General features: G+C 70.1%; 20 protein-coding genes. 9 read left to right on the top strand and 11 right to left on the bottom strand.

The genetic code is table 11. The annotated features are described in order from the left end of the window. Positions 1 to 107: 107 nt before the first annotated feature. Positions 108 to 590, bottom strand: a complete 483-nt coding sequence (locus ACFWBQ_RS18125; protein ID WP_006380568.1) for a CarD family transcriptional regulator — start codon at positions 588 to 590, stop codon at positions 108 to 110. Between the two features lie 624 nt (positions 591 to 1,214). On the opposite strand from ACFWBQ_RS18125, the gene ACFWBQ_RS18120 reads away from it, so the two are divergent. Next, the gene (locus ACFWBQ_RS18120; RefSeq protein WP_385489530.1) at positions 1,215 to 1,877 is read left to right on the top strand and encodes a DUF461 domain-containing protein; all 663 of its coding nucleotides are present in this window, start codon (positions 1,215 to 1,217) and stop codon (positions 1,875 to 1,877) included. A gap of 108 nt (positions 1,878 to 1,985) precedes the next feature. Here the strand turns inward: ACFWBQ_RS18120 and ACFWBQ_RS18115 are convergent, their stop codons facing one another. Together ACFWBQ_RS18115 and ACFWBQ_RS18110 are read right to left on the bottom strand one after the other, a co-directional pair. Beyond that, positions 1,986 to 2,666 carry a response regulator transcription factor gene (locus ACFWBQ_RS18115; protein WP_006377546.1) on the bottom strand — a complete coding sequence of 227 codons (681 nt, stop codon included), beginning with the start codon at positions 2,664 to 2,666 and terminating at the stop codon, positions 1,986 to 1,988. Further along, positions 2,663 to 3,934, bottom strand: coding sequence for a sensor histidine kinase (locus ACFWBQ_RS18110; RefSeq protein WP_385489527.1), 1,272 nt, complete (start codon positions 3,932 to 3,934; stop codon positions 2,663 to 2,665). The genes ACFWBQ_RS18115 and ACFWBQ_RS18110 overlap by 4 nt, the downstream gene beginning before the upstream one ends. 393 nt (positions 3,935 to 4,327) lie before the next feature. Here ACFWBQ_RS18110 and phoU point away from each other — a divergent pair, with 393 nt between their 5' ends. Both phoU and ACFWBQ_RS18100 read left to right on the top strand, forming a co-directional pair. Then, entirely contained in the window at positions 4,328 to 5,005 is a 678-nt protein-coding gene (gene phoU / locus ACFWBQ_RS18105) for a phosphate signaling complex protein PhoU (protein WP_385489524.1), read from the top strand. Positions 5,006 to 5,193: 188 nt separating this feature from the next. Continuing rightward, on the top strand, positions 5,194 to 5,343 hold the full coding sequence (locus tag ACFWBQ_RS18100; protein WP_385489522.1) for a hypothetical protein: 150 nt from the start codon (positions 5,194 to 5,196) through the stop codon (positions 5,341 to 5,343). Between the two features lie 129 nt (positions 5,344 to 5,472). Here ACFWBQ_RS18100 and ACFWBQ_RS18095 read toward each other — a convergent pair whose 3' ends face one another. Then, the gene (locus ACFWBQ_RS18095) at positions 5,473 to 6,738 is read right to left on the bottom strand and encodes an MDR family MFS transporter (RefSeq protein WP_385489519.1); all 1,266 of its coding nucleotides are present in this window, start codon (positions 6,736 to 6,738) and stop codon (positions 5,473 to 5,475) included. A 200-nt stretch (positions 6,739 to 6,938) separates the two neighbouring features. On the opposite strand from ACFWBQ_RS18095, the gene ACFWBQ_RS18090 reads away from it, so the two are divergent. Next, positions 6,939 to 7,700 carry a phosphoglyceromutase gene (locus tag ACFWBQ_RS18090; protein WP_385489516.1) on the top strand — a complete coding sequence of 254 codons (762 nt, stop codon included), beginning with the start codon at positions 6,939 to 6,941 and terminating at the stop codon, positions 7,698 to 7,700. Positions 7,701 to 8,249: 549 nt separating this feature from the next. Here the strand turns inward: ACFWBQ_RS18090 and ACFWBQ_RS18085 are convergent. The 4 genes from ACFWBQ_RS18085 to ACFWBQ_RS18070 form a co-directional block, all read right to left on the bottom strand. Beyond that, complete coding sequence (locus ACFWBQ_RS18085) at positions 8,250 to 9,032, bottom strand: phosphatase PAP2 family protein (RefSeq protein ID WP_385489513.1); 783 nt, start codon at positions 9,030 to 9,032, stop codon at positions 8,250 to 8,252. Between the two features lies 1 nt (position 9,033). Further along, positions 9,034 to 9,987 carry a YihY/virulence factor BrkB family protein gene (locus tag ACFWBQ_RS18080; RefSeq protein WP_385489510.1) on the bottom strand — a complete coding sequence of 318 codons (954 nt, stop codon included), beginning with the start codon at positions 9,985 to 9,987 and terminating at the stop codon, positions 9,034 to 9,036. 1 nt (position 9,988) lies between these two features. After that, positions 9,989 to 11,710: a diacylglycerol kinase family protein gene (locus tag ACFWBQ_RS18075; RefSeq protein WP_385489508.1), complete on the bottom strand. Its 1,722-nt coding sequence runs from the start codon at positions 11,708 to 11,710 to the stop codon at positions 9,989 to 9,991. Between the two features lie 733 nt (positions 11,711 to 12,443). After that, positions 12,444 to 13,082, bottom strand: coding sequence for a hypothetical protein (locus ACFWBQ_RS18070; RefSeq protein ID WP_385489505.1), 639 nt, complete (start codon positions 13,080 to 13,082; stop codon positions 12,444 to 12,446). A 612-nt stretch (positions 13,083 to 13,694) separates the two neighbouring features. Between ACFWBQ_RS18070 and ACFWBQ_RS18065 the strand changes: the two genes are divergently transcribed. The 4 genes from ACFWBQ_RS18065 (at position 13,695) to ACFWBQ_RS18050 (ending at position 16,122) form a co-directional block, all read left to right on the top strand. Then, positions 13,695 to 14,417, top strand: coding sequence for a glycoside hydrolase family 11 protein (locus tag ACFWBQ_RS18065; protein WP_385489502.1), 723 nt, complete (start codon positions 13,695 to 13,697; stop codon positions 14,415 to 14,417). A gap of 195 nt (positions 14,418 to 14,612) precedes the next feature. Continuing rightward, positions 14,613 to 14,861 carry a hypothetical protein gene (locus tag ACFWBQ_RS18060; protein WP_385489500.1) on the top strand — a complete coding sequence of 83 codons (249 nt, stop codon included), beginning with the start codon at positions 14,613 to 14,615 and terminating at the stop codon, positions 14,859 to 14,861. After that, entirely contained in the window at positions 14,858 to 15,100 is a 243-nt protein-coding gene (locus ACFWBQ_RS18055; RefSeq protein WP_385489497.1) for a hypothetical protein, read from the top strand. The genes ACFWBQ_RS18060 and ACFWBQ_RS18055 overlap by 4 nt, the downstream gene beginning before the upstream one ends. Before the next feature lie 17 nt (positions 15,101 to 15,117). Next, positions 15,118 to 16,122 carry a phosphotransferase family protein gene (locus ACFWBQ_RS18050; RefSeq protein ID WP_385489494.1) on the top strand — a complete coding sequence of 335 codons (1,005 nt, stop codon included), beginning with the start codon at positions 15,118 to 15,120 and terminating at the stop codon, positions 16,120 to 16,122. A gap of 25 nt (positions 16,123 to 16,147) precedes the next feature. On the opposite strand, the gene ACFWBQ_RS18045 is transcribed toward ACFWBQ_RS18050, so the two are convergent. The 3 genes from ACFWBQ_RS18045 to mshA all read right to left on the bottom strand — a co-directional run bounded on the left by ACFWBQ_RS18045 (position 16,148) and on the right by mshA (position 19,921). After that, positions 16,148 to 17,902 carry a glycosyl hydrolase family 28-related protein gene (locus ACFWBQ_RS18045; protein WP_385489491.1) on the bottom strand — a complete coding sequence of 585 codons (1,755 nt, stop codon included), beginning with the start codon at positions 17,900 to 17,902 and terminating at the stop codon, positions 16,148 to 16,150. A 119-nt stretch (positions 17,903 to 18,021) separates the two neighbouring features. Next, a complete protein-coding gene (locus ACFWBQ_RS18040) occupies positions 18,022 to 18,531 on the bottom strand; it encodes a YbjN domain-containing protein (RefSeq protein ID WP_385489488.1) in 510 nt (169 codons plus the stop codon). A gap of 37 nt (positions 18,532 to 18,568) precedes the next feature. Next, entirely contained in the window at positions 18,569 to 19,921 is a 1,353-nt protein-coding gene (gene mshA, locus ACFWBQ_RS18035) for a D-inositol-3-phosphate glycosyltransferase (protein WP_385489485.1), read from the bottom strand. 204 nt (positions 19,922 to 20,125) lie between these two features. On the opposite strand from mshA, the gene ACFWBQ_RS18030 reads away from it, so the two are divergent. Then, a complete protein-coding gene (locus ACFWBQ_RS18030; protein WP_385489483.1) occupies positions 20,126 to 20,911 on the top strand; it encodes a class I SAM-dependent methyltransferase in 786 nt (261 codons plus the stop codon). The last annotated feature ends 227 nt before the right edge of the window (positions 20,912 to 21,138 follow it).

Here is a 21,138-nt window from a genome sequence, read left to right as displayed (position 1 = left end):
AGCGGATCCGACGGGATCCGAACATGCCGCAGCGCCCGACGACTTACCGTGAAGGACGGTTCGTCAGCGGGCACCGCGGCACATTCTTGCGACCGGTGTCATCCGGTTCAGGACGCGAGGACCTCGTCGAGCAGAGCCTCGGCCTTGTCCTCGTTCGTGTTCTCCGCGAGAGCAAGCTCGCTCACCAGAATCTGGCGGGCCTTGGCGAGCATGCGCTTCTCACCTGCGGAGAGTCCGCGCTCACGCTCACGACGCCACAGGTCGCGAACCACTTCGGCGACCTTGATGACATCGCCGGAGGCGAGCTTCTCGAGATTTGCCTTGTAGCGTCGGGACCAGTTCGTCGGCTCTTCGGCGTACGGCGCGCGCAGCACCTCGAAGACCCGGTCCAGCCCTTCCTGCCCGACTACGTCGCGCACACCGACGAACTCCGCATTGTCCGCCGGTACACGAACAGTCAAGTCGCCCTGGGCGACCTTGAGCACCAAGTAGGTCTTGTCCACGCCTTTGATCTGGCGAGTTTCGATAGCCTCGATCAGCGCGGCCCCGTGATGGGGATAGACCACGGTGTCGCCAACCTTGAACGTCATGTGACAGGTACCCCTTCCGTGGCTATCCAGAGTAACACGAGAACTGCTTCTCCTGAATGGCGTTTTCGCAGGTCAGGGCATATCTCGGGGCTTGACAACAGCGACACGAACGTGCTGCGGAAGGCTTCCGGAAGGCGATATTCGCAGGTCGGAGTGGGCGCGCGGGCGAGCCGAAACGCGCGCGTCCCAGGGACTGGAAGCCCTCGGGAAGTGACTGAACGTCCCGTTTTGCCGGATTCTGGATGGTGAAGTTTCCGCACTCCGTTCGGGCGTCGATCACCCGTACGGACCTTTGGGTCGATGGTCAATGAAATTGATCAACGGTCGGCCGCCGGGTGGATTATGCGCAAGGAATGCGCCACCGCCAGGGAAATTGATCACTCGCCGCCCGCTCACCGATCACGCGGGTTTTGTGAACGCCGTGCGAAACGGTGTGATCGCGACGCGATCCGGAGCTGCTCTTCTGCCGTACCGCCAAAGGGGGCGGGTCGGGTGCGGGCCCGGGACGGTGGCTCGGTAACCTGAGCCAGCTGACACACACTTAGGGCGGCTTTACGCCGCTCGGCCTTCCTGTCCGCAGAGTCCGAAGCCCGCAGTCCGAACGTTCAAGGAGTTGCCGCCGCCGTGAGCCGCAGCCTTCGACACGGCGCCCTCGCCGCCACTGCCCTCGTGTTCTCGATCGCCTCGTTGTCCGCGTGCAGTGCGGGCAACAACGCCGAGACGCTCAAGGTCAGGCCGGACAACGCAGCCACCGCTGTCGACCACATCAAGATCCAGAACGCGAACGTCATCACCCAGCCCGGGCACGAGACCGAGGGTCCGGCCGTCGTCACCGCGACGCTGTTCAACAACGGTCCCGGGCGGGAGGTCCTGGAGGCCATCACGCTGCCGGGCACCAGCGCCACGGTCGAGCTGCACGCCGCCAAGGGCAAGGGCCCCGTCGTGATCCCGGCCGGCGGACGGGTCATCCTGGGCGGCAAGGGCAACGCCTCCGCCGTGATCGCGGACGGCAGTCAGGTGGGGCAGGACGGCGGCGTGCAGCAGGTCGTCTTCCAGTTCAGCGAGACCGGCGACATCGGGCTCGGCTCCATGATCGTCCCGGCGACCGGCTTCTTCAAGGGCTTCGGCCCGAGCACGCTGCCGGTGCCGAAGCCCACCCCGAAGCCTTCGGGGGACGCCTCCGAGACACCGGGCGAGCCGTCGGGTCCCGCGTCGGAGGAGTCTTCGCCGTCGGAGTCGCAGAGCGCCACGGCAACGCCGACGGACGAGGCGTCCGTCACCGAGTGACCCGGTAGATCGAAGGGGCGTCCTCCGGCCGGAGGACGCCCCTTCGATCTACCTGATTTCGTCCGGCCGCACTGCCGGCGTCACTGCGGTTCAGCCGCGGTCACCGGTTTACGGCTCGAACTTGTAACCCAGCCCCCGCACCGTCACCAGATACCGCGGCGCCCCCGGGTCCGGCTCGATCTTGGCGCGAAGTCGCTTCACGTGGACGTCGAGCGTCTTGGTGTCACCCACGTAGTCCGCACCCCAGACCCGGTCGATCAGCTGCATGCGCGTCAGGACGCGGCCCGCGTTGCGCAGCAGCATCTCCAGGAGGTCGAACTCCTTCAGCGGGAGGTCGACCTTGCCGCCGGAGACCGTGACGACGTGGCGGTCCACGTCCATCCGTACCGGACCGGCCTCCAGGGCTGCCGGAGTGACCTCCTCCGGCTCCCCGCGGCGGCGCAGGACCGCGCGGATGCGGGCCACCAGCTCCCGCGAGGAGAAGGGCTTGGTCACATAGTCGTCGGCTCCTATTTCCAGGCCGACGACCTTGTCGATCTCGCTGTCCTTGGCGGTGACCATGATCACCGGGACGTTGGACTTCACCCGCAGCTGCCGGCAGACCTCCGTACCGGGCAGACCCGGCAGCATCAGGTCCAGCAGGACGAGGTCGGCGCCGTTGCGCTCGAACTCGTCGAGACCGTCGGGGCCGGTGGCCGCGATGGCGACCTCGAAGCCTTCCTTGCGAAGCATGTAGGACAGGGCGTCGCTGAAGGATTCCTCATCCTCGACGACAAGCACTCGGGTCACGGAAGAGCCTCCGGGGCAGGAAATGGTTCAAAAGTGTCGGTCTCGTACGGCCCCTCGCCGTCAACGGAGTCACCGTTGACGATGAGCGGTCCGCCGTTGGTGCGCCCCCGTACGACGCCCGACTCGGGCAGTCGCAGGGTGAAGGTGGAGCCCTGTCCCTCAGAGCTCCAGACGGTGACCTCCCCGCCGTGCGAGGCGGCCACGTGCTTGACGATGGCGAGGCCGAGACCGGTGCCACCGGTGGCCCGCGAGCGGGCCGGGTCGACGCGGTAGAATCGCTCGAACACCCGTTCGCGATCCTTCTCGGAGATGCCGATGCCCTGATCGGTCACGGCTATCTCGATCAGATCCCCGCCGTGCGCGACCAGCCGCCGGGCTGCGATTCCGACGCGTGTACGGGCGGGGCTGTAGTTGACGGCATTCTCCACGAGATTGCCGAGAGCGGCCGCGAGCTGACCGCGGTTCCCCCAGACGAAGAGGTCCGCAGTGCCGCCCGAGGCCATGGTGATCTGTTTGGAGCCTGCCTGCTGGCGGCACCGGTCGATGGCCTCGGCGACCAGCTCTTCCACCCGGACAGGTTCGGCGTCCTCGAGCGGATCGTCGTTCTGTACGCGGGAGAGGTCGATGAGCTCCTGTACGAGGTTGGTCAGCCGGGTCGCCTCGATCTGCATGCGCCCGGCGAACCGTTCCACCGCCTCGGGGTCGTCGGAAGCGTCCATGACCGCCTCGGAGAGCAGCGAGAGCGCGCCGACCGGGGTCTTGAGCTCATGGCTGACGTTGGCGACGAAGTCGCGCCGTACCGCTTCGATGCGGCGGGCCTCGGTGAGGTCCTCGACCAGCAGCAGCACCAGCCGGGAGCCCAGCGGGGCGACCCGGGCCGAGACGGCGAGCGCCTCGCCCCGCCCCGTACCGCGCCGTGGGAGGTCCAGCTCGACCTGGCGTATCTCGCCGTCGCGCCGGGTGTCCCTGGCCATGTTGAGCATCGCCTCGACCGACAGACGGCCGCCCCTGACCAGGCCCAGCGCATACGCGGCGGAGCTGGCCTTGACGACGCTGTCGCTCTCGTCGAGCACGACGGCCGAGGAGCTGAGCACGGAGAGGACCGTGTCCACCCCGGGGGGCAGCGCGGCGTTGCTGTCGGGCCGCAGGGACGTACGCGTCGGGCGTTTCTGCTCGCGTTCGCTCCAGCGGAACGCCAGCATCGCGATGACACCGGTACACAACCCGGCGATCGCGGCAGCTGCGGCGACTGCCGCGTTCACGTCCATGCTTCAAGGTTATGCGGGCGCGTCGACTCTCTCCCAGCCATCCGGGTGCCATCTCGAACACTCGTCGCCCAGAGTTCACCGTGGAGAAAGTACCGGTTCACTTCGGGGGCCGGATCCCGACTCGTTGGGCCCTCACCGTGGGAGCGTGGGGGTCGGCCCAGAGACCCCGGCTCAGTAAGACCGCCCGGCACATGGGGGGTGGAAGAAGGGGCGGGGCTGGGTGCGTGCAGCTGCAAGGCGGAGAATTGAGACAACACGAGGGGGTCTCCCCTGCTCGAGCCAAGCCGAGAGCTTGGGGAAGTTGTTGATGGACAACGCCGCAGATGTGCGTGCCAGCCCCGCGACGCCGCCCCCCGTGCGCCGGGCGGGCCAAGGATCTGGAGAGGGACTTCCATGCGCGACGCTTACCACGAGGAACTCGATTCGATCGGCGAAGGCCTGGTCGAGATGGCCCGGCTCGTCGGCTCGGCGATCGGCCGGGCGACGACGTCCATGCTCGACGCCGATCTCAAGCTCGCCGAGACTGTGATCGCCGCGGACCAGAAGGTCGACGACCTGCAGCACGATCTGGAGGCGCGGGCCATCGCGCTGCTGGCGCGCCAGCAGCCGGTCGCGACCGATCTGCGGATCGTGGTCACCTCGCTGAGGATGAGCGCGGACCTGGAGCGCTCGGGCGACCTCGCCCAGCACGTCGCCAAGCTGGCGCGGCTCCGCTTCCCGGATACAGCGGTGCCGCACGACCTGCACGCCACCATCCTGGAGATGGGGCAGCTCGCACAGCGGCTGATGGCGAAGGCCGCCGAGGTCATCATCACGAAGGACGTCGACCTGGCGCTCCAGCTGGAGCAGGACGACGACGAGATGGACCTGCTGCACCGCACGCTGTTCCAGCACCTGATGGACGACCGCTGGAAGCACGGCATCGAGACGGCCGTCGATGTGACGCTGCTCGGCCGCTACTACGAGCGCTTCGCCGACCACGCCGTGTCGGTCGCCAAGCGCGTCGTCTACCTGGTGACGGGTGAGCACGCGGACGAAATCCAGACGCCCACGCCGGTGGAAGGGGCGTAGGGGCGCGAAACGCACGCGGTCGCACGTTCGTCTCAGCGCGCGTGCGCTGTTGATGCGCCCGCCGGGGTGGGCATGCAATGGGCATGGGGGCGGCACGCCATGCCGCATGCCCCCGTCGTGCACAGCTGTCGACGCAGCTCCCAGACAGCTGTCGTACGCCGCCGAGTCGTACCCCCCGAGGAGGGACCATGGCCGATTCGCCCATGACCGAACCCCAGCAGGAGATCCCGACCGAAGTGGTGCAGCGAGCCGTGCTCGGTGCCTGCGGCTGCGGCTCGGGCTGCGGGTGCGGCTGCCAGTCCGGCGCGCCGTGCCAGTGCGGCGGCTGCTCCGGCTGACCGGACAGGTGCGGCGGTGCCCCGCGGTGGAGGAGTGTCCGCCGCGGGGCATCGCCGCGACCGCGGTGGCCCGGCCGGACCGCCTGGCGCCACCGGGCTTCCGCCGGACGGCCGGGCTGCCGGCCCTCGTCAGATCGCCGGCTCGGCGACCGCCCGCTCGGGCGCGAGAGGCACGCGAGCCACCGGATCCGGCAGCTTCCGCATCAGCAGCCAGTAGCCGAACGCCGCCACCGTGCCCAGCACGGCGCAGGTCCCCCACAGCCAGTCGGCGCCGTAGTGGTCGATCACGAAGCCGGACATCAGCGGTGCGACGAGCGCCGCCGCCGACCAGGACATCGTGTACATGCCCTGGTAGCGGCCCCGGCCGTGCGCCGGGGAGAGCTGGACGACGATGCCCGTCTGCGTCGGGGCGTTGACGATCTCGGCGAGGGTCCAGACGCACACCGTCAGCGCGTACACGCCGACCGACCCCGCGAAGGCGGTCAGTCCGAATCCGTACCCCGCGAGCACGGACGAGATGATCAGCAGACGGCGTGGATCGCGGTGCTGGATGAACCGGGTGACCGGAATCTGCAGGACCACGATCAGCACGCCGTTGACGGCGATGGCCGTGCCGAAGTCGGAGCTGGAGAGCCCGTCCGTACCCATGGCCACCGGCAGCCCCACGTACCCCTGCTGGAAGATCAACGCGACCAGGAACGACAGCCCGACGACACCCATGTAGCGCCCGTCGCGCAGGACGGTGCCCAGCCGGACGTCGTCCGGCCCGGGGGCGCCCTCCGCCGTCCGGGGCGCCTTCTGGGGCCTGGACTCGGGCACCTTCAGGAAGACGACGACCGCGCAGGCCAGCGTCATGGCGGCCTCGCCCAGGAAACCTGCCAGATAGCTGTACTCGGCGATGAAACCGGCTGCGGCCGAGGAGACGGCGAAGCCCAGGTTGATGGCCCAGTAGTTGAGCGAGAAGGCACGCACCCGGTCCTCGGGCCGGACGATGTCGGCCATCATGGCCTGCACGGCCGGCCGGGACGCGTTGCTGGCCATGCCCACCACGAAGGCCATGGCGGCGATCGCGGCCGGATGGACCATGAAGCCGAGCACGGCCACCGACGCCGCGGTCGAGAGCTGCGCGATCAGCATGGTGGGCCGGCGCCCCAGCCGGTCCGTCATCACCCCGGCCCCGAGCGAGGAGACGACTCCGCCGAGCCCGTGGAGGGCAGCGACCAGACCGGCGTACGAGGCCGAGTAGCCCCGGTCCAGGGTCAGATAGAGCGCCATGAACGTGGCCACGAACGCCCCGAGGCGGTTGACCAGCGTGCTGGTCCACAGCCACCAGAACTCCCTGGGGAGCCCGGCAACCGTCTCGTGTGCCGCCTTCCTGAGACCGGCGACGGACATAGGGCTCCCCCTGGGACGTGACTGCGGATGCGGGTCGGCTGTTGTAAGCGGCCCTGTAGACGTCCGAACATTACGAAGGCCGGGTCCCGGACCGCCACTCGATTGACGCCGCCCGTCAAACGGCAGAGGCCCGCACTCCCGTTTGTCCGCCCTGTGACCGGGCGCGCGGAGGCCGTGCGGGTTCGATTACGCTCGGAGCCATGGCCGACGCACCGTACAAGCTGATCCTCCTCCGCCACGGCGAGAGCGAATGGAACGCCAAGAACCTGTTCACCGGCTGGGTGGACGTAGACCTCACCGACAAGGGCGAGAAGGAGGCGGTCCGCGGCGGTGAGCTGCTCAAGGACGCCGGCCTGCTCCCCGATGTCGTGCACACCTCCCTCCAGAAGCGCGCGATCCGCACCGCCCAGCTCGGGCTGGAAGCCGCGGACCGCCACTGGATCCCCGTCCACCGCTCCTGGCGTCTGAACGAGCGCCACTACGGCGCCCTCCAGGGCAAGGACAAGGCCCAGACGCTCGCCGAGTTCGGCGAGGAGCAGTTCATGCTGTGGCGCCGCTCGTACGACACCCCGCCGCCCGCCCTCGAGGACGGCACCGAGTTCTCGCAGAGCGCCGACCCGCGCTACGCCTCCATCCCGACGGAGCTGCGCCCGCGCACGGAGTGCCTCAAGGACGTCGTCGACCGCATGCTGCCGTACTGGTACGACGGCATCGTCCCGGACCTCCTCGACGGCAAGACCGTCCTGGTAGCCGCCCACGGCAACAGCCTGCGCGGCCTGGTGAAGCACCTGGACGGCATCTCCGACGACGCCATCTCGGGCCTCAACATCCCTACCGGCATCCCGCTCGCGTACGAGCTGGACGCCGACTTCCGCCCGCTGAAGCCGGGCGGCACGTACCTCGACCCGGACGCGGCGAAGGCCGCCATCGAGGCCGTGAAGAACCAGGGCAAGAAGAAGTAGCTTTTGCGATCATGCCCCCGACCTGCGCATACGACGCGGAGCGGGGGCATTTTCACGGCCTGGGCCCTGTCATTGGGCACGTCGTCGCACACCAGCAAGAAGTAGTCGTCCGCCATGCCCCTCCCCCTCTCTCGGGTTCGGAGCGTACGAGCCCTCAACCCTCGTGTCGTGCCGATTTAGTGGACCCGAAGACAGCAGCCACGGCCTTGCGGGTGCGCTCCTGGCTCGACGGCATGAGGTGCGCGTACACCCGCAGTGTCCCAGGCAGAGCCGAGCAGTCGCGGCCCAGGGCGTCGAGGTCGTTCGTACAGTGGCGCGCTCCACCTTGACGCCCTGAACCACGCCCGCTGGCAACGCGGCCGGCTCGACGCTGCGGCTCGCCCTCGGCTGCCTGCTCGGGCGTGAGTTGCGGCGCGTGGGCAGTGGCATGCGGATGGCCTTTGGGCAATTTCGGCGAAGCCGACCTGAGTAAGTGGATGGCGGATAACGCACGGGTGTGTTGGATCGAGCAGGACGAGCCATGGACCCTGGAGTCTCTCAACGTTCCCGTCAGTGGGCGGGGTCGGCGGACTCCGGGTCGTCGTCGCTCAGCTCCGGCTCCAGGCCCTCGGCCACCTCGGTCCGGCCTAGGCCCGCGTCGGCGCGCCATGCCTCGAAGGACCAGCCGGTCACTGCCACCACAGCGAGCCCGAGCGTCCAGCCGCCGACCACATCGCTGAACCAGTGGACGCCCAGCGCGATGCGGGTGAAGCCGACACCCAGTGCCGAGACGGCCGCAACGGCCCAGCACACGGGGCGGAGGCCGGGGCGCACCAGGGGCAGGAGGACGAGCAGCAGGATCGCGCACGAGGTCGTGGCCGTCATCGCGTGACCGGAGGGGAAGGAGAAGCCGGGGGCGTGCGCCACCGGGTCCGGCAGGTCCGGCCTCGCCCGCTCGACGACGGTCTTGACCAGCAGCCCCGTCAGCCCTCCCGCCACCGCGGTGACGGCCGACCACGCCGCCAGACGCCAGGCACGGCGGTACACCAGCCACAGGGTGAGCACCGCGACCGCTGCGCGCAGGGTCACGGGGTCCCACACCACGTCGGAGAAGAAGCGCAGGGTGCCGGTCCACGCCGGATGGTCGAGGGCGGTCCGGTGCAGCCACCGGGCCGCGCCCGCGTCGAGGCGCCGCAGCGGACGCCAGCCGCTCTCCACGAGGACGAGCAGGAGGCCGAAGATGACGGCGGCGACCGCGGCGACGGCTGCGGAACCGAACAGCCGGATCCCGAATCTGCGGTCGGCGTCCCGGCGGCTCCGTCGTCGGGCCGGGGCAGCGGGTCGGGCAGTCAATTCAGGCTCCTGGGTCGGGTTGTACGGGACCGGGCAACTTGGCCCGTACTGCCTCCAGTTGGGCGGCGAAGGAGAGGCCGAGGAAGAGTGCGATGGAGGTGAGGTAGGCCCAGAGCAGCAGGGACATGAAGGCCGTGAGCGGGCCGTACACGGTGTCGAAGGAACCGCTGACCTCGAGATAGAGGCTGAGCAGCCAGGTCAGCGTGGTCCAGAGCACCAGGTACACGGCAGCGCCGAAGGCCAGCCAGGTGTAGCCCGGCTGGCGGCGCCTCGGCGAACGGCGGAAGATCGCGCTCGCCGAGATGACCACGAGGACCACCCCGGTGGGCCAGCGCAGCAGGTCCCATGCGGACCGGGCACCGGCACCGAGGTCGTACACCTCGACCACGGCCGCCACCAGGTCGCCTCCGGCCACCATGGCGACGAAGCCGATGCCGAGCGGGATTCCGGCGGTCAGCGACATCACCAGCCCCCGCAGGTACTTCAGATGGAAGACCCGGTCGCGCTCGACGCCGTATATGCGGTTGGCACCGCGCTCTATCTGGCACATCGCCGTCGTCGTGTTGGTCAGGGAGAAGACCAGTCCGAACCACAGGGCGAGCTGGGCCCCGTCGTCGGCCCTGTGCCGGCTGCGGTCCAGCGCGTCGTCGACCACCGCGGCGCTCGGCCCCGCCGTGATCCGGTGGATCGTCAGTTCCGCCACCCTGCCCAGGTCCTCCGTGTGCAGGGCCGTCGACAGCCCGACGAAGGCGATGACCAGCGGCACCACGGCCAGCACGGTCTGCAGGGCGAGCGCCCGGGAGTGGCTGAAGCCGTCGGCGTACCGGAAGCGGATGAAGGAGTCGCGCAGCAGCGGCCAGCGGCCGTAGCGCCTCAGGGCGGCCAGCGCCTCCTCGCCGGAGAGTTCGCTGCCGACCATGTCGCGGGTCTGCGGGACCCGGGTGGCGGTGCCCATCTCACTCTCCCCGCACAGGCATGAGGACGGTCAGCGCGCCGGGCCTGACCTGGGCGGTGAGGCGCCGGCCCGGGGCCACGGGGTCGCCGTCCAGCTCGCGTGGCTGCGGTGCCTCGAAGCGGATGTCCGCGTGGCGGAAGGTGAAGTACTCCACGGGACGCGACCGGCCTGCGTGGCCGCTCTCCCCCTCCGGTCGGCGGCGCACCAGCGAGGCGACGGCGCTCAGCCAGCCCGCCGGTCCGCGCGGGTCGAGGATCATGAGGTCGAGCAGGCCGTCATCGGGCCGGGCCGCCGGGACCAGCGCGGCGCCGCCCTGAACCTTGCCGGTGTTGGCGACGAGCACCATCCGGGCGGTGCGGCGCAGGGGCCGTGCTCCGTCGAGGCCGACCGTCAGGCGCATCCGGGGCGCGCGCAGCTCCCGCAGGCCCGCCACCACATAGGCGGGCCAACCGAGCACGGCCTTGGCGCGGTCACTGGTGCTCTCCAGCATCGCGGCGTCGAGCCCGGCCCCGGACATCACCGTGAAGTGCGCGGGCGCCATGCCGTCGCCCTCGATCCACCCGAGGTCGATGCGGTGCGGAGCACCGCGCAGCGCGACGGCCAGCGCCTCCGCCGGTTTCACCGGGAGTCCCAGGTTGCGGGCGAGGAGGTTGCCCGTGCCGCAGGGCACCACCGCGAGCGGTATGCCCGTACCGGCCAGCGCCTCCGCCGCTGCCCGGACGGTCCCGTCGCCGCCGCAGACCACGACGAGCGACGCCCCGTCCCGCACCGCGCGCGCCGTCTGTCCCTCCCCCGGGTCGTCGGCGGTGGTCGGCACGAAGTCCGCCGGGTGGTGACCGTGATCCTCGAGAACCCGTCGCAGGCCGGCGCAGGCCGCCTCGTCGGTGACGGTGGGATTGAAGACCACCGCGGTGCGGCCGGGGGCCTGCCCGGTCGGCGCCCCGGGAGCCGGTGCCTTGCGGGCCGCTGCGTCGGCAGGCGCGGCGGCGGGCACGTGCGGTCCGGCCGGCAGGGCGCGGCCGACGATGAACAGGGACAGCGCGCCGTTGAGCAGACCTCCCGCGATGTCCGTCGGATGGTGCATCCCCCGGTACGCCCTGGCGATCCCCACCAGCAGGGGCACGAGGAGCAGCAGCACCGCTACGGCTCTGCGCCACGGCCCCTTCGTCCGGTGCAGGACCAGGACCGCGAGGCCGGCGTAGAGGGCTGTCGCCGCGCCGGTGTGTCCGGAGGTGTAGCTGGAGGTGGGGGGCGAGGCGTCGAGCCGTTCGACGTCCGGCCGGGCGCGGTCCACCGCTTCGGTGATGACCAGGAAGACCAGGGACTGGAGCGAGACGGCGACAGCCAGGAAGAGCGCGTCCCTCCACTTGGGAAGCCGCGGGACCACGAGGAGGCCGAGGCAGGCCAGGAGGGTGCCTGCGATGACCGCGGCGGTGTTGCCCGCCTCGGAGACGACGAGGGACACCGTGTCGAGCGTGCCGGTACGGGCACGCTCCAGCGCGTCGGTGACCTCGTCCTCGGACGTCAGTGGCCATACGCGGGCCGCGGGTCCGGTGACAAGGAGTCCGAGCCCCACCATCAGTGCCGCCTGGCAGACCGCCGTCGACACGATGATCCCTGCGGCCCGGCCCATGCCCCCGGCGGTCTCCGGGGCACGGAGCGAGCGCTCCGCGTCCGCCCGGGACGGCCGGGAGGGGACGTCGTCGCCCGCAGAGGGTGACATGGCGGAGAGGTGTCCACCGGGGAGGGCGGTGCGTCTTTCCGGTGTGTCGGTCGGCATGGCGTTCCCGTCGTTCGGTGCCTCTCGGGCTACGAGTGGAACCGGGGCTCACCCCGGCGTCTCGCCGTGTTCCCCCTCCTCGTCCCTCCAGACCTGCCGCCGGGCGCCGTCCCTCTCCCCCGGCACGGACCGGCGGCTGCCCCGGTCGAAGCGGCCGGGGCAGCCGTCATGAGCTGCCGGGGCCGACGCGGTGTGGCCGCGATGGGCCTGACCAGGGCTTCCGCTCCGCCCGGCAGTCGAATCGCGCGTGCCCGGGAGGACGAGCGGCCGCCCGGAGAACCGCATCACCGAGATGCGCACGTGTGAGCAGGAGAGCGGCGTCGCCCGCACGACCTCGTACGGGCGACGGCGGACACGGCATACGGGCCGTCCGAGGCCGGCGAACGGCAGCAGACGACCACCGGCGATGACAGGTGACAGCACCGCAATCACGGCGCGGAGCAGGCAGGACGCAGGTCGGCCGGAGCGGTGCGCAGGACCCGGGGCAGGAAGACGTAGCACGCCCAAAACCCCCTACCTGCGGTTTGTCCGCGAGTAGGGGGTTCGTCCTTGCCTCAGGGCCGTCGCCGGGCCCGGCACCGGGTGCACGAGCACGCGAAGCGTCAGCCCGGGGTCAGGGTGGCCGAGGTACTCCGCCGCATGCCTGATACGGGGATCGCCGGGACGTGACCTGGTCCTAGTTGTCGAACCACACGACGAGGCGGACGTGATCAGGGCCGTGGCGCTTGGCCAGGGTGCGCATCACCGCCCACAGGTCGCCCCAGTCCTCGTCCCGGACCGCCTGCCGCCGGCTGAGCCGTGAGATACGGAAGAGGCGTTCTCCGTCGACCCATTCGGTGCCTTCGGGCCAGCGGTCGCCCGCGCGCGCGACGGTCTGCAGGCTGGTTCCGGTGAGTTCGGCGAGGCGCTCACACGATGTGCCCCACCCACAGCAGACCCAGTCGCCGTCGGAGCCGCGACGGTACTCAAACGCTTGCGGGTTCACCTGCAGCGCAGCGGGTTCGTCCCACGCCGCCGCCTCGAGTTCGGCCCAGCTGATCCAGGACGGGCTGTGGGCGTCGAGGCCTTCTTCCCGGAAGGCTCTGGTCGCCGCCCGGGATGCGTCCTCCGGGAAGCCTCGCCCCGCGGCCAGAGGCTCGAAACAGCCACCTCGCACCCCGAACAGGCAGTCGAAGGCGTAGTAGCACCGGCCGTTGTAGAGGTGATCCAAGGCCCCTGCCGGATGCCAGCGAAGGAAGGGGTCGTCGTCGTCGGGCTCGGACATGTCGATGTGATTGTTCTTGACCTCGATGAAGCCGTGTATGTCCGTACCCATGGCCGGAATTCTGCTGGACAGGCCGGTGAGAAGCGAACGGATTCGGGGTCGGCCTCGTGCCGCGTGCCGTAGTCGTGCCGGAGCCAGGGGCACCAGCGGTCAAGGGCGGGAGCCGGGCGCATCCGACCCCGCGAGCCGCGCCCCTGCCTGCGGTCTGTCCGCGCGTAGGGGCTTTTCGCTGTGCCCGGGCAGCCGAAGGGTCACGCCTGAGCCGAGCCACCCCGCACGGCGGGATCGGACACATCTTCGAAACTTTCGAAACTTCGGACCGGGTTTTGATCTCCATATCGAGTCCCCCGACCGACTCGATTGAGCCTTTCCGATCAGACACCACCCTTGACCAGGCCGGACGTCTTCTCACCAAGTCCCTTGCCGGGATGGGGGTTTCGCAATTCTTGCGGAAACTGTTGACATCACCAAGGCGCCGGACCAACCTATGCCATCGACAGGCCCCAACCTGTCGGTCCGGGGCACCCCACGTGACCCGGCCCTCCGGTCGCCGACCGCACGACGACCGGCCGACTCATGTCGCGTCACCCCGGCCCCCCACAGGTCCGCCGGGTCGTATCACGCTGCCTGGCCCCCCAGCCAGCCTTCACGAGGAGGAAGCGCATGAACAGGAACGACGCCCCCACACCCACGGGTAAGGACAACGACGGCACCCCCGCCGGCGGGCTCAGCCGCAGAGGATTCATCGGCGGCACCGGCGCCCTGGCGCTGGCCACTTCCGCGCTGGTGCTGCCCGGCACCGCCCACGCCGACACGGTCATCACCTCGAACCAGACCGGCACCAACAACGGCTTCTACTACTCGTTCTGGACCGATGGCGGCGGGTCGACGTCCATGACCCTGAAGTCCGGCGGGGGTTACAGCACCTCATGGAGCAACGTCGGCAACTTCGTCTGCGGTAAGGGATGGAGCAACGGCGGACGCCGGAGTGTGAACTACTCGGGCAGCTTCAATCCGTCGGGCAACGCGTACTTGACGCTCTACGGGTGGACGGCGAACCCGCTTGTGGAGTACTACATCGTCGACAACTGGGGAACGTACCGGCCCACGGGCGAGCACAAGGGCACGGTGACCAGCGACGGCGGTACGTACGACATCTACAGGACGACGCGGTACAACGCGCCCTCCGTCGAAGGCACCAAGACCTTCAACCAGTACTGGAGTGTCCGGCAGTCGAAGCGGACGGGCGGAACCATCACCACCGGAAACCACTTCGACGCGTGGGCACGTGCCGGAATGAATCTGGGCAGTTTCAACTACTACATGATCCTCGCGACAGAGGGATACCAGAGCAGCGGGAACTCGAACATATCCCTGAGCGGCTGATGTTCCCGCCCCGGTAGAGAACACGCCGGGCCCCCTGCCCGCGGGTCGACCGCACGCAGGGGGCCCGGCGCCCGCCCTTGCCGCACCGGCTAACGTGACGCCCGTGCCCGCCCGTTCCCACCCGTTCCCGGGTGCTCAGGCAGCGCGGAACGGGTAGGCAGTGCACAGAGAGCAAGGAGATCGGGGAGAGCGATCATGAGCGAGTCTCTGAAGACCTTCGTCGGCGGTGCCGAGGTCGAGGTGCCCAACAGCATCCCGGCCATCCGCGCCGCGCTGCCCGAGGACAGACGCGAGGAGTTCGACCACGCGATCAACGAGGCCGGTGTCCACGAGATCCAGGCCGTCATGCGGCACTGGATGCTGGAGTCCGTCCCCGATCCCGAGGCCGAGCAGATCCTGGAGCGGCTGGCACAGGACGAGGCCGAGAGGCGGAGCGTCGCTTGAGTTTCCGCATCTCCTACGCACCGCCGGCCGACGACACCCTGGCCAAGATGCGGGACGGCGACTTCTTCCGGGACGAGATGGCACGCACCGTGGGCCAGGATCCGTACGGGCACGCGTCGTCCGCCGTCAAACGGGAGCCCGACCGGCGCGAGGCCACGGTGTACGGGGCGATCGTCCTCTACTACGTCTCCGGATCCGTATGGACGGTCACCGTGGTCAGGCTCGTTCCCCTGCCGTGAACCGAGGAGATCCGTCCATGCCGATCGAGACAACTGCCGCCGTGCTCAGGGCCGTCGGGGTCCCGGAGAGCGCCGTCGCCTCCTGCGAGCCGCTCACCGGCGGCACGTACAACACCGTCACCCGCGTCACACTCCGGGACGGCCGGGACTGGGTGGTGAAGATCCCGCCCCTCCACGCCACCGGAATGAGCTACGAACAGCGCCTGCTGGTCAATGAGATCGCCTTCTACGAGGCCGCCGCGGCCGTGGGCAACGGCACGATCCCGCAGGTCGTGCACAGCGAACTCGACCACGGGGCACCGGCAGGCGCCTACGTCGTCATGACCGCATGTCCGGGCAGGCCCTGGCACGACATCGCCGACGACCTGACGGACGGCGAGAAGCAGCGGCTGCGCACGGAGCTCGGGCAGATCGTCGGCCGCCTCCACACCGTGCGGGGCCCGGCCGGATTCGGGTATCCCGCCGAACCGCTGGGCCCCCTCTCCCCCTCGTGGCGCGAGGCGTTCACCGCGATGACCGATGCGGTGCTCAGCGATGCGCAGACCTACCGGGCCAGGCTGCCGCGCCCGGTGGCGGAGATACGGTCCGTGCTCGCCGCCGCCTCGTACGTGCTGGACGAGGTGACCGCACCCGCCCTGGTCCACTTCGATCTGTGGCAGGGCAATCTGCTGGTGACCGGGGAGCCGGGCGCCCGGTCCATCGGCGGGATCATCGACGGCGAGCGGATGTTCTGGGGTGATCCGGTTGCCGATTTCGTCTCGACGGCCCTGCTCGGCGACCTGGAGGAGGACGAGGACTTCCTCGCCGGGTACGCGTCCGTGACGGGCGGCCCCGTCGGATTCACCGCGTCCGTACGGCTCCGGCTCGCCCTCTACCGCAGCTACCTCTACCTGATCATGCTCACCGAAACGGTCCCCCGGGGCGCGACGGCGGACACGTCGGAGTGGACGTGGACCCAGGTGGCGCCGCGGCTCGTGGAAGCACTGGGGGACGTGGAGTCGGCGACGCGCTCGCGGGTGTGAGCGCGTCGCCGAAGCGGCGGGAGCCTCAGCGGATGAGGGCGCGCTGGGCCTCGTACAGGTTGTGCGGGCGGACGGCCTGCGGAGTCCCGTACGCCTCCAGGCGCGTATGCAGATCGCCGGTGAAGTCGGGGACGTCGATCTGGTCGAACTCCGTCACCTCGCTGATGCCGACCGTCGCGCTGTACGGGGCGAGGCCGTCGATCCGCATGAGTCCCGCGCGGCCGTTGGTGACCCGGATGTTCCAGTGGGTGAAGCGGGCACCGAAGAGTGGCCCCGCGCTGGCGTCGCCGCCGTGGCGCCCGTTGTTCTCGACTGTGATGTCCGTACGGACGTTGGCGAACGGCATCCCCCGGTGGGAGTCGAACGTCCCCATCGCCATCTGCCCGTTCGACCAGACGTTGTAGCTGGACAGGCCCTCGACGTTGATGCCGTGGAGCTGGGTCCCGGCGGGCGCGGGAACGGTGCGCTGCTCGACGGTGAAGTCCTCGATCAGATTGTCGTGGGAGCCCTCACGGCAGTAGTACGGGTGGTGCGAGCCGCGGCCCGTGACCTTCGTACGGCGCAGGGTGCAGGCGGACGCGGCGATCAGCCCGAAGCCGTTGTCGACGTGGCGGACGGTGATGTCGTCCGCCCAGCAGTCGTAGGCGCACTGGAAGGCGACACCGTTGTATCCCTTGTCCAGCAGGTGCGGTGACTGCGGGGTCTCGACCGCTTCGAGGGTGAGGCCCTCGACACCCGAGTTGCTGAGCGGCGTGGCGAGGGTGGTGAGGCGGGGGTCCCATTCGGGACGCACGTCGAGCGGGAGGGGGCGCTCCAGGGTGACGTTCCGCCCGTGTACGGCGGTGATGCGCACCGGCCATTCGTAGGGGACGTACGAGGTCAGCTTGGTCTTGTCGTCCCAGACGTACGACGCGGCGCCCTCGCTGTCGCCCGCCATGTGCTGCAGCAGCGTGTGGCCGGCGTCGTCGGCGAGGCGGAGAAGGACCAGCCGGCCCGGCTTCAGGTGCCGCGTGGAGGAGACGGTGACCGTCTTGTCGCCGCGGCGGGCGGGGGCGACGGTGGTCAGCGTCTGCCACTCGTCGCGCTTGTTGCCGGTCCAGCCCTCGAAGGGCCAGGCCTTCGCCCTGATCGCGTCGGTGAGCGAGGTCCAGCGGTCTTCCGGGCAGAGCCAGATGAGGCCGCCGGCCCAGGACCAGCTGGACTTGTCGCCGCCGTAGCGGCTGCCGTAGGCGCCGATGATCTCGGTGAGGTTCCTGGTCGCGTACAGCTTCGTCGCTCCGCTGCCCGCGCCGCGCACCACCACGTTGCTGTGGCCGATGCGAATGATGTCGTCGATGCGGTACGTCCCTGCCGGGATGAGCACCGTGCCACCGCCACGCTCTCCGGCAGCGGCGATGGCACGGTTGATTGCGGGGGCGGCGTCGGTGGAGCCGTCCGGCCTGGCCCCGTACGTCAGGACGTCGGCGACGAAGGGGCGGGTGGCCCGGCGCGGGAGGTCGGAGCCCGAGCGGTAGCCGGCGCGGCCGATGAACGGGACCTGGGGGTGGGTGAACGGGGCGGCGGTGAACTCCCGCCACAGAGGCGACGATCCGTGCGTCCGGGCGCCTGCCGCGCCTGTCGCCCCTGCCGTGCCTTCCGTGCCGGCGCCGCTCGCCGCCCTTGCCCTGCCGGCACTGTTCTCGGCCTGTGCCGTGCCCGCGCCGCCGAGCGCCCCGGCGGCGGCCGCTGCGGTGACAGCGACGGCGCTGCCGAGCAGCCGGCGTCTACTGAGGTTCCCCATGACCCGAACCACCTTTCAGCTATATGAACGACGTTCATATGTGCGTCGGCGGCGAGCATGCCACGGGGCGACAGTGCAACGGAAGATGCCTGCGTTGCCGAATTCGCGGGAGCGGAAGGTCAGTTGGCTGGGCGCTGGGTCAGGTGGGTGAACGCGTCCAGATTCCGGGTGGATTCGCCGCGCTCGACCCGCCAGGCGTACTCCTTGCGGATCGCGCTCGCGAAGCCCAGTTCGAGGAGGGAGTTGAAGGCGCCGTCCGCCGCCTCGAGGACCGTGCCCAGCAGCCTGTCGAGCTCCTCGGGAGTGACCACCGAGAGCGGAAGCTTTCCGACGAGGTAGACATCGCCGAGCGGATCGATCGCGTAACTCACCCCGAACAGACGCAGATTGCGCTCCAGGAGCCAGCGGTGCACGGCCGCGTCGTTCTCGTCCGGGTGGCGGACGACGAACGCGTTGAGGGAGAGGGAATGCTTGCCGACACGCAGGGAACAGGTCGTGGACAGCTTCCGGGTGCCGGGCAGCTTCACGACGAAACTGCCGGGCTCGGGGCTCTCCCATTCGAGCTCCGCGTCGTTCAGCGCCGCCTCGATGACCTGCGCCGCTGCTGCCTCGTCGGATACGTCAGCCATGGTGCGAGCGTACGACAGAGCTACCGGGCCCGAGACCTCAGCCGTGGTGCGTCCGCGCCTGGCGGCGGTGTTCGTACATCGCTGCCGTGTACACATCGGCGGTGGCCGAGGCCGCCGTGTCCCAGCCGAACGACTGGGCATGCGCGGCCGCCGCCGCACCCATCCGGCCGACCAGTTCCGGGCGCTGGGCGAACCGGCCCAGCGCCTGCGCGTACGCCTCCGGGTCGTGGCCCGGGATCAGGAAGCCGCTCACCCCGTCCCGTACCGCCACCGGAAGACCGCCGACCGCCGCCGCGACCACCGGCGTACCGGAGGCCTGGGCCTCTATGGCGACGAGCCCGAAGGACTCGCTGTACGAAGGCATGACCAGTACGGACGCCGCCCGGAACCAGTCGGCGAGCTGGTCCTGACCGACCGGCGGCTGGAATCGCACGACGTCGGCGATGCCGAGGCGCGCGGCCAGCTTCTGCAGGCCCTCCGGCTTGGCGAGCCCGCTGCCGCTGGGGCCGCCGACGACCGGCACGACGATGCGGGAGCGCAGCGAAGGCTCACGTTCCAGGAGTACGGCGACGGCGCGCAGCAGCACGTCGGGGGCCTTCAGCGGCTGGATTCGGCCGGCGAAGAGCGGGATCAGGGCGTCCTGCGGCAGTCCGAGGCGGGCCCGCGCCGCGGCGCGGCCGTCGGCGGGACTGAAGCGGTCCAGGTTGACGCCGGGGTGGACGACGGCGACTGCGGCCGGGTCCGCCTCGTAGAAGCGGACGAGCTCGTCGGCTTCCTCCGCGGTGTTCGCGATGAGCCGGTCGGAGGCGTGCACGATCTGCGTCTCGCCGATGACCCTCGCGGCGGGCTCGGGGGTGTCACCCTCGGCGAGCGCGGCGTTCTTGACCTTCGCCATGGTGTGCATGGCATGGACGAGGGGAACGCCCCAGCGCTGGGCGGCGAGCCAGCCGACCTGGCCGGAGAGCCAGTAGTGCGAGTGGACGAGGTCGTAGTAACCGGGGCGCTGACCGGCCCAGGCCTGCATCACGCCGTGCGTGAAGGCGCAGAGCTGAGCGGGCAGCTCCTCCTTGGCCAGACCCTCGTACGGCCCGGCGTCGACGTGCCGGACCAGGACGCCGGGCGCCAGTTCGACCGACGGGGGCAGTGCGCCCGTGGTGGCCCGGGTGAAGATCTCGACCTCGATGTTGATCGCGGCGAGACGCTTGGCCAGCTCGACGATGTAGACGTTCATGCCGCCCGCGTCGCCGGTGCCCGGCTGGTGCAGCGGTGAGGTGTGCACGGAGAGCATCGCGACGCGGCGCGGCTTGCGGTGGCCGCCGGCGAAACCGCCAGGGAAGCGGATACGGGGTGCCACACGGCTGCTGCCGAGCCGGGAGACGTACTGGCTCACGTGGTCCGCTCCTCCTCACTCGGGGCATCACTCGTCAGGGGCACACGGCCCCTTTCAAGGGGCAAAACAGTGGAACCAAGCCTTTCATTTCCACTTTGCCAAACAATTACGATCCGGCGGGCGCCGGCCCGCACCCGCCGCCACCCCTCCACGACTCCCGCCTCCCCGCCTGCCCCTTCCAGGGCTTCGCATACGCTCCATGTCATGCCCCAGCGCCCCATCGGCACCGCGACCCGCGGGACCACCAACCCCAACCGGCTGCGCCGTATGGACCGCTGGATCGCCGCCACCCACGGCCCCGCACTGCGCCGCAGCGACTCCCCCGTCGCGGTCGACCTCGGCTACGGCGCGGCCCCGTGGACCGCCGTCGAGCTGCTGGAACGGCTGCGCACCGCCGAACCGCGCACCACGGTCGCCGGCATCGAGATCGACCCGGAACGGGTGGCCGCGGCGAAACCGTACGAGCGCGAGGGCCTCACCTTCGTCCACGGGGGCTTCGAGATCCCCCTGACCGGCCGGCCCGCTCTCATCCGGGCGGCGAACGTGCTGCGCCAGTACGACGAGGCGGAGGTCGCCGCGGTCTGGCAGCGGCTGTGCGCACGGCTCGCCCCGGAGGGGCTGCTCGTCGAGGGCACCTGCGACGAGATCGGGCGCCGGCACGTCTGGGTGGCGCTCGGCCCGGAGGGGCCGCGCACGGTCACCTTCGCGACCAGGCTCGGCTCGCTGGAGCGCCCCTCGGACCTCGCGGAGCGTCTTCCCAAGGCCCTGATCCACCGCAACGTGCCCGGCGAACCGGTCCACGCCTTCCTGCGGGACCTCGACCGGGCGTGGGCGGCCGCCGCACCGTACGCCTCGCTGGGCGCGCGGCAGCGCTGGATCACGGCGGTGCGAGCGGTCTCCGCCGACTGGCCACTGACGGACGGAGTGCGGCGGTGGCGGCAGGGTGAAATCACGGTGCAGTGGTCCGCCCTGCGGCCCAACACGCGCTGAACGGACGCCGAAGGAGTACCCGATCCGGGAACTCCTTCGACGCACCGTTCGTGTGAGACGGCGGAGGGGTGATCCCTGCGCCTCCCGCGTGAAGGATCGGATGGTGTCCGCCACTGCTGGGGTCTGCCTCTGTTGCTTTACGGGACGACATGGCACGATCGCGACGTTGCCATGACGTTACTGACGGTAAGTCAGATGTCCGCCATCTGACGGTCCGTACCTTTGCT

The organism is Streptomyces sp. NPDC060035, assembly GCF_042736635.1.
In the GTDB taxonomy this organism is placed as follows: domain Bacteria; phylum Actinomycetota; class Actinomycetes; order Streptomycetales; family Streptomycetaceae; genus Streptomyces.
The sequence above is the reverse complement of the archived record's forward strand: the minus strand, read 5'-3'. Positions and strand labels throughout refer to the sequence as shown.